This is a genomic window from Chamaesiphon sp. OTE_75_metabat_556 (assembly GCF_031378165.1).
GTDB lineage: Bacteria > Cyanobacteriota > Cyanobacteriia > Cyanobacteriales > Chamaesiphonaceae > Chamaesiphon.
This window is the reverse complement of record NZ_JANNDR010000345.1, coordinates 1-6,204: the sequence shown is the minus strand read 5'-3', so window position 1 is coordinate 6,204 and position 6,204 is coordinate 1. Positions and strand designations below refer to the sequence as shown.

Annotated in this window: 10 protein-coding genes; 6 read left to right on the top strand and 4 right to left on the bottom strand. The window is 46.6% G+C overall.

The features are described from left to right. Window positions 1-24: 24 nt before the first annotated feature. Window positions 25-381, bottom strand: a complete 357-nt coding sequence (locus tag RMO27_RS14055) for a hypothetical protein (RefSeq protein ID WP_309733534.1) — start codon at window positions 379-381, stop codon at window positions 25-27. 179 nt (window positions 382-560) lie between these two features. Between RMO27_RS14055 and RMO27_RS14050 the strand changes: the two genes are divergently transcribed. The 5 genes from RMO27_RS14050 to RMO27_RS14030 all read left to right on the top strand — a co-directional run bounded on the left by RMO27_RS14050 (window position 561) and on the right by RMO27_RS14030 (window position 4,295). Further along, entirely contained in the window at window positions 561-707 is a 147-nt protein-coding gene (locus RMO27_RS14050; protein ID WP_309733533.1) for a hypothetical protein, read from the top strand. Between the two features lie 115 nt (window positions 708-822). After that, window positions 823-1,224: an alr0857 family protein gene (locus RMO27_RS14045; RefSeq protein ID WP_309733532.1), complete on the top strand. Its 402-nt coding sequence runs from the start codon at window positions 823-825 to the stop codon at window positions 1,222-1,224. A 41-nt stretch (window positions 1,225-1,265) separates the two neighbouring features. Beyond that, complete coding sequence (locus RMO27_RS14040; RefSeq protein WP_309733535.1) at window positions 1,266-2,117, top strand: TlyA family RNA methyltransferase; 852 nt, start codon at window positions 1,266-1,268, stop codon at window positions 2,115-2,117. Window positions 2,118-2,309: 192 nt separating this feature from the next. Further along, complete coding sequence (upp, locus tag RMO27_RS14035; RefSeq protein WP_309733530.1) at window positions 2,310-2,966, top strand: uracil phosphoribosyltransferase; 657 nt, start codon at window positions 2,310-2,312, stop codon at window positions 2,964-2,966. Window positions 2,967-3,017: 51 nt separating this feature from the next. Then, window positions 3,018-4,295 (top strand): recombinase family protein, encoded by a 1,278-nt coding sequence (locus RMO27_RS14030; RefSeq protein WP_309733528.1) that lies wholly within the window; start codon window positions 3,018-3,020, stop codon window positions 4,293-4,295. A 27-nt stretch (window positions 4,296-4,322) separates the two neighbouring features. On the opposite strand, the gene RMO27_RS14025 is transcribed toward RMO27_RS14030, so the two are convergent. The 3 genes from RMO27_RS14025 to RMO27_RS14015 form a co-directional block, all read right to left on the bottom strand. Then, window positions 4,323-4,595, bottom strand: coding sequence for a hypothetical protein (locus RMO27_RS14025; protein WP_309733526.1), 273 nt, complete (start codon window positions 4,593-4,595; stop codon window positions 4,323-4,325). A gap of 148 nt (window positions 4,596-4,743) precedes the next feature. Next, window positions 4,744-5,250, bottom strand: coding sequence for a GNAT family N-acetyltransferase (locus RMO27_RS14020; RefSeq protein ID WP_309733523.1), 507 nt, complete (start codon window positions 5,248-5,250; stop codon window positions 4,744-4,746). Beyond that, the gene (locus tag RMO27_RS14015; protein WP_309733521.1) at window positions 5,240-5,527 is read right to left on the bottom strand and encodes a DUF1778 domain-containing protein; all 288 of its coding nucleotides are present in this window, start codon (window positions 5,525-5,527) and stop codon (window positions 5,240-5,242) included. The genes RMO27_RS14020 and RMO27_RS14015 overlap by 11 nt, the downstream gene beginning before the upstream one ends. A gap of 512 nt (window positions 5,528-6,039) precedes the next feature. Between RMO27_RS14015 and RMO27_RS23880 the strand changes: the two genes are divergently transcribed. Then, a partial coding sequence (locus RMO27_RS23880) for a DUF1778 domain-containing protein (protein WP_396133715.1) occupies window positions 6,040-6,204 on the top strand: 165 nt, incomplete at its 3' end.

The following is a 6,204-nucleotide window of genomic DNA, read 5'->3' as shown; positions in this document are numbered from 1 at the left end:
ACCGCAGCCCTCGATCTACCAGTTTTACGCGGCTGGCTCTGCGACAACAGCAGTCAGACTATCAAGCGAGAGCGGAATAAAATCACAGGTGCTAGTCAATCCCAACAACATCGCTTCATTGGGGTTGATGATCTTGCCAGTGATACCGCAGCGTTCCTCGGCATTTGCGGTAGCAGCTACAGTCGCGCGGATATCTTCAGAAGTAAACCGATGACGATAATCGCCGGATTTTTGCTGGACGTATTTCCACAGGACTTCGCGGATTAACGCTTGATAACCTTGATGTCCAGAAATTTCTTTCAGCCGTTCTTTCAGTTCGCGTTCTAGCCGAATACTAGTAACTTCCATCTCAGTGGTTGGGGTTCGCTTTAAGGTATGCATTGTGTGAATTGCTCCGAGCAGTTAACTAAACAGGGTGGTGTATTTAGTGTAGTATTTTTTGCGGTTAATAGCAAACATTTTCTAAACTTTTTTAATTATTCAGTACTTGGGTACATTTGTCATATTTTTCTGACAAAACAATTTTCGCACCCCTGATTTAGCTCTCATTTTGGCAATTAGTGGAAGTCAAGCCAGCACAGACTATTTCTGTCAGCATCCTGGTAGCTGCTAACCTACTGGCGGCAAAAGTTAGCATCAAGTCAAACTCGCTCGCCGATCGAAATCCCAAATCGCGACTAAACTCGATCGGGCAATGGGTGGTTTAAATCACCGGAAATAGCGAGATTGTGCAAAATATGTGCCGATCCTCACAATTTCCTCACAATTTTTCTCTAAGCTACAGCGAGAAGCGAGCAATCCGACATCAATTCATAAAGACCCATGTTGAAATTGATTTATACTGAGACAGCACCATACCTAGAGCTGCTGACAGCTCATCTCGAAGATTGGATCGAGCAACGGCTGTCGTTTGCAGTCGCGACTGGCGAACAACTCTTGGTGAGCGCGGAACAGGCGAGCTTTCTGTTGCCAGATCTAGTTTGTGACATTAAAGCAGTTAACTTGTACCTGCAACGGGCCGGGGTAACTACGGTCACAGTCCAGCGTTGCGACCTCGATCGATCAGAGATCGGCTTGACTGGTTATTGGCTGGCGACCCATACTGACTGCGCGGAGGGGATATTTGTGACCCAATTGCCAGAGCGAGTAGAATCATACCTGTGGCAGCTTTGGCGTCATGCAAATAGTCCCTCTATTGCTAGCAATGGGACAATGGGCTGGTAAAAATCGGCTCGACAATTACTTTTAGGGAATCTGTGCTGGACTTGAAAAAACAACGCCTCGATCTATTACTGGTGGAACGCCAACTCTGCGAATCCCGACAACTAGCACAACGCTGGATTCAGGCGGGCGAGGTGCGCGTGAATGGGGAGGTAGTGGATAAGTCTGGCACGGCGATTTTGCTCACATCAATAGTAGAAGTGCGGGCGAGAGCGCGATTTGTCTCGCGGGGTGGTGAAAAATTAGCGAAGGCTTTGGACGTATTTGCCATTCCGACTGTCGATCGCATTTGCCTGGATGCGGGGATCTCGACTGGCGGCTTTACTGATTGTTTGCTCCAAGCTGGAGCCAAACAAGTCTACGGTATCGATGTCGGCTACGGCCAGGTAGATTGGAAACTCCGCACCGACGATCGGGTGATGTTGCGCGAACGGACAAATATTCGCCATCTGACTCCTGTCGAACTCTATGGTGCGGCAGTTGAGGGTAGTTATCCAGTGACGTTACCAGATTTGGGGGTCGTCGATGTTTCGTTTATTTCAGCAACCAAAATCTTACCAGCATTACAACTCCTACTGGCACCGCCCCAAGAACTCGTATTGCTAGTAAAACCGCAATTTGAGGTCGGTAAAGGCGCGATCGGGAAGAATGGGGTCGTCAGAGATTTAGCAGCGCAAGCAGGGGCGATTTGGGGGGTATTAGCAGCGGCACAAGATTTGGGTTGGCACTATCGCGGCTTAACCTGGTCGCCATTGGTCGGGCCAGCCGGAAATATCGAGTATTTATTGTGGTTGGATATAGTTGGTGATGAACTAGTGACGACACCAGATTTAGCGGAAATTAAGTTACTGACGGAGGCCACATCTCAGGCATTGTCAGCAGATCGATCGTGTTGAAAGTATTTAAAAACTGTTCCTGATGAATATTGTAGGTATCAATATTGGCTATTTATTCTAAAATCGGTAGAGTTGTAAATCTCGATCGAGATCCGCCAACTTTGCGCCCAATCTCGGATCGCTAGTGCAACATAGTGCTTAAAGACAGGCTATGATATTGCAGAAATTCGATTTATCTACCCCTAATTTGTTATGGCGATGCAACTGCGCGTGTACGTACCCCCACATCCATTAATCAAACATTGGTTGGGGATGGCGCGGAATGTCGAGACGACGCCCAAAATCATGCGTCAAACCTTGGCCGAACTGGGGAAATGGTTGGCTTATGAAGCGATTAGGGAGTGGCTGCCAACGATCGAAATCGAGATTCCGACGCCGATGGCCGAGACTACAGCTACTTTCGTCCATCCGCAGACAAAACTGGCGATCGTGCCAATTCTCAGAGCGGGTTTGACCTTAGTGGATGGGATTCAGTCGGTACTACCTTTAGAATCGGCCATTTATCATCTGGGCATGGTGCGGGATGAACAGACATTACAACCCAGTTGCTATCTCAATAAATTACCCGATCGCTTCGATCCACAAACACGGATTCTGATCGCCGAACCGATGTTGGCGACAGGTGGCACGATAATGCAAGCGATGCATGAATTGGTGAGTAGAGGGATCGATCCAGCTTATGTGCGGATTATTTCAATTATCGCCGCACCACCAGCTTTACAAAAACTCAGCGAGGTCTATCCGACAATGAGTATCTATGCGGCGATGATTGACGAACATGTCAATGAATCGGGCTTTATCGTTCCTGGTTTAGGCGATGTTGGCGATCGCGCATTCGGCACAAATTAGAGTTCGATCGTTCTAAAATGTAAGGATATTCGTGCTTTGCTACTTTTATAAATGCGAATTGTTGCGTATACTTACACCGATCCATTAATTGAGAAATCCCCAGCGATCGAGATTTGGGGCTGGGAAATTGATCGAGTCTATCAGGATTTGGGAGGGCGTCACGAACTCGATCAATTAGTTCGAGATAGTGTCGATCAATCGGTAGACTATTTATTAATTAGACGATTAGATGAATTGGGTGCATCAGTACGAGATATCCGGCAAGTTCTCATCAGATTGCAATCGCTCCAAATCCAGTTAATTACCACCGAAACCGAAATCGAGCCGCAATTAAATTTGCTCCAACTCATTGATAACATCCAGTCAGATCTAGTCAGTCGGCGGATGCGCCAAGGCCATGCCCACAATCGCTTACAATCCTTGCCCCCACCAGGTAAGGCTCCCTATGGTTACCGCCGGAGTAAAGATAAATATACGATCGATAAGTCTGCCGCTCCGGTAGTCAAGGATTTTTTCGATCGGTTTACCATTTACGGCTCGCTGCGCGGTGCGGTGCGCTATCTAGAGAAGAAATACAATAAGAAGATTGCTGCTTCTACGGGGTTGAGATGGCTCTCTCATCCAGTCTATCGCGGCGATACTGCTTATCATCATGATGAGGTGATTTCTGATACCCATCCGGCGATTTTATCGCGGGATGAAGCAGCGCAAATCGATCGATTATTGCGTCGCAATCGCCGCTTGCCCCCTCGGACTGCTAGTGCCCCGCGATCGTTAGCAGGATTGGTCAATTGCGAGCATTGCGGTCAAACTATGACCGTTACCACCGTCTCCGCCCCACGTCGAGTTGAGAAATATTTGTATCTGCGGCCGACTAATTGCAATCGCCAACCCAAGTGTAAATCGATTCGGTACGATCGGGTATTAACTACGACGATCGATCGGATTTGTACGGATTTACCGCTGGCTGTTAGTCAGGCTAACTTGCCCAATTTGGATGGATTTAAAGCTAAAATATCGCAAGAAATCGTCGATAAACAACAGACAATCGATCGATTACCAGATTTAATTGGTGAAGGTATCCTCGACATTGAAACTGTCGATTTACGGACATATAAACTCAAAACTGAAATCTCCCAATTACAAGATCGACTAGCCGCATTCCCACCTGTAAATCTCCAATCTCTAGCCCAAGCTGTCTCGATTCGCCAGTTTTGGTTAGACTTATCCGAATCCGAACGCCGCTTTTATTTTCGAGAATTTATTCGATCAATCTCGATCGATCCGCAGTCGGCTAATTTAGCTCTGCAATTACAGTTTATTTTTTGAGCAGTCTCGATGCCTCTCCTCACCTTTTCATAAATTCCCCTCTCCACTGAGGCGACGGATGATGATATCGATCTTCCCGTTCAACTCAGTACCAAGATTGTCGATCTTGGAGTTCAAAGCTAGAATTTCCGATCTCATCTCCGATCGACTCTCAGCAATCTCTTCATAGATCCGATCTAGTACGCTGGAAAATTCTTGGGGGGATATCTGGGTATATTCCAACCTGTCTAATCTACGGTTGACCCCACGCAATTCGCGGTTAACGCGATCAATGTCGTCTGGTTCGTTGGCTTGAGTCATGTTAACCTCATAGTAGTCTTGTTTGATTCGATTCTCCTACCGGAGACGTTTCACGAACGCGCTGCTGGTAACAGTCTTTCGTTGACCCTTGGTCTGCCTTCGGCAATCGATTTAGCCCCCTTCCTTCACTGGTTGGGGGTTGTTTCGATTACAGGTTGAGCTTTTCGATCGACTCCATCGAGATATATAGTTTCATTGGTATTCTAGGAAAAGCTTTAAAACCATACTTTAAATAAAAGTTGGTTGCATTGTTATCGATCGCATCAACCACCATCGCGACTGATGCTACCGTTCGGGTTGCCTCTAATGTTCTCTTCATCGCATCCAATAGCAAGTAACCGCCGTATCCTTTCCCCTGACAACTAACATCGACAGCCAATCTACCGAGTAATGTCGAGGGTAGCAATGGATATCGTGGCAAACCTTTTGCTATTGGCTCGTCCAAGTCGGATACATCGATCGAGTTTGAAGATAAACAGTAGTATCCTAATACCTTCTTCTCTGGTGGTTCGATCAATACGAATGGGGTAGATACAGCTTTCTTCAACTCTTGGGACGCTCTGAGCTTAATGTATTCATCTAGACTCTGTTCGCCACAGGCAAATAAGCTCCGATCGTGCTTCTTGCTCGTCAATAGTTCAATACTAAGAGGCACTACCAAATTCCTGTTTGTATCTCTTAGCCGCCGCCTTGAGTGCTTCATTTGGTTCGGCTGGGTTCAGAATAGCTTCAACGAATGCCTTACTATCCTCAGCACTAAGTTTCAGGACATTGTGATTCGCGATCGTACTACCCGCCGCCTCTCTTGCGCTTTTTACCAGAAACTCACATAGGGTAATATTTTCGATGTCCGCTGCTGTCTGAAACATCGCTTTTAACTCTGGTGTAATTCTCGCCTCGATTCTGGCGATTGGTTCGGTTTTGGTTGCCATGATTTTGGGTGATAACTCTATTATCTTTAGTATATTCGGATATTTACCGAACTGTCTATTAGACTAGTTAGTTATTTTTAACTTCGATCGCGCTGCTGCAAACAGTCTTTCGTTGACCCTTGGTCTGCCTTCTCTTCGAGACGCTACGCGAACGGCAATCGATCTAGCCCTCGCTGTCACTGGTGGGGGCTATTTCGATTATATGGTCAAAAGTGTCTGAATCGGGTCTTAGGCAGGGCTGTTTCATTCCCTACTAGGCGTAGGTTGTCAAGATTAAAAGCAACTAATTTCGATCTCCCGATAGATGGTAAATGCGGTATAAGCCTTGGTGGTTTCTCCATCCTGACGATCGGAGATTTTAGTCATGGGGATTATGGCTTGATGAAATTTTTCATTATTGAAACCGCCAGCCAATCAGGGTGCGGCAAATTCTACCTCAACCAATTGTGTTGACATTGTGTTGACAAAGCTTTTATATTAGAGTTATCACCTACCGCATGGGAGAAAGCGTTATGTACGCCTCAGTAGACGAAGGTTTTGCAAATGAAACCCGCGATGTCACCATCAACATTCGCGCAAAGAAGAATCAACGCGATCTGATCGATCGAGCGGCTGAATTGCAAGGCAAGAGTCGATCAGAGTTTATGCTGGAGTCGGCTCAAAAGACCGCCCAGGAT

What these genes read in the sequence shown, in the direction of transcription:
- RMO27_RS14055 (WP_309733534.1), bottom strand. Translation starts at nt 381, where the DNA reads ATGCATACCTTAAAGCGAACCCCAACCACTGAGATGGAAGTTACTAGT.
- RMO27_RS14045 (WP_309733532.1), top strand. Translation starts at nt 823, where the DNA reads ATGTTGAAATTGATTTATACTGAGACAGCACCATACCTAGAGCTGCTG.
- upp (WP_309733530.1), top strand. Translation starts at nt 2,310, where the DNA reads ATGGCGATGCAACTGCGCGTGTACGTACCCCCACATCCATTAATCAAA.
- RMO27_RS14030 (WP_309733528.1), top strand. Translation starts at nt 3,018, where the DNA reads ATGCGAATTGTTGCGTATACTTACACCGATCCATTAATTGAGAAATCC.
- RMO27_RS14025 (WP_309733526.1), bottom strand. Translation starts at nt 4,595, where the DNA reads ATGACTCAAGCCAACGAACCAGACGACATTGATCGCGTTAACCGCGAA.
- RMO27_RS14015 (WP_309733521.1), bottom strand. Translation starts at nt 5,527, where the DNA reads ATGGCAACCAAAACCGAACCAATCGCCAGAATCGAGGCGAGAATTACA.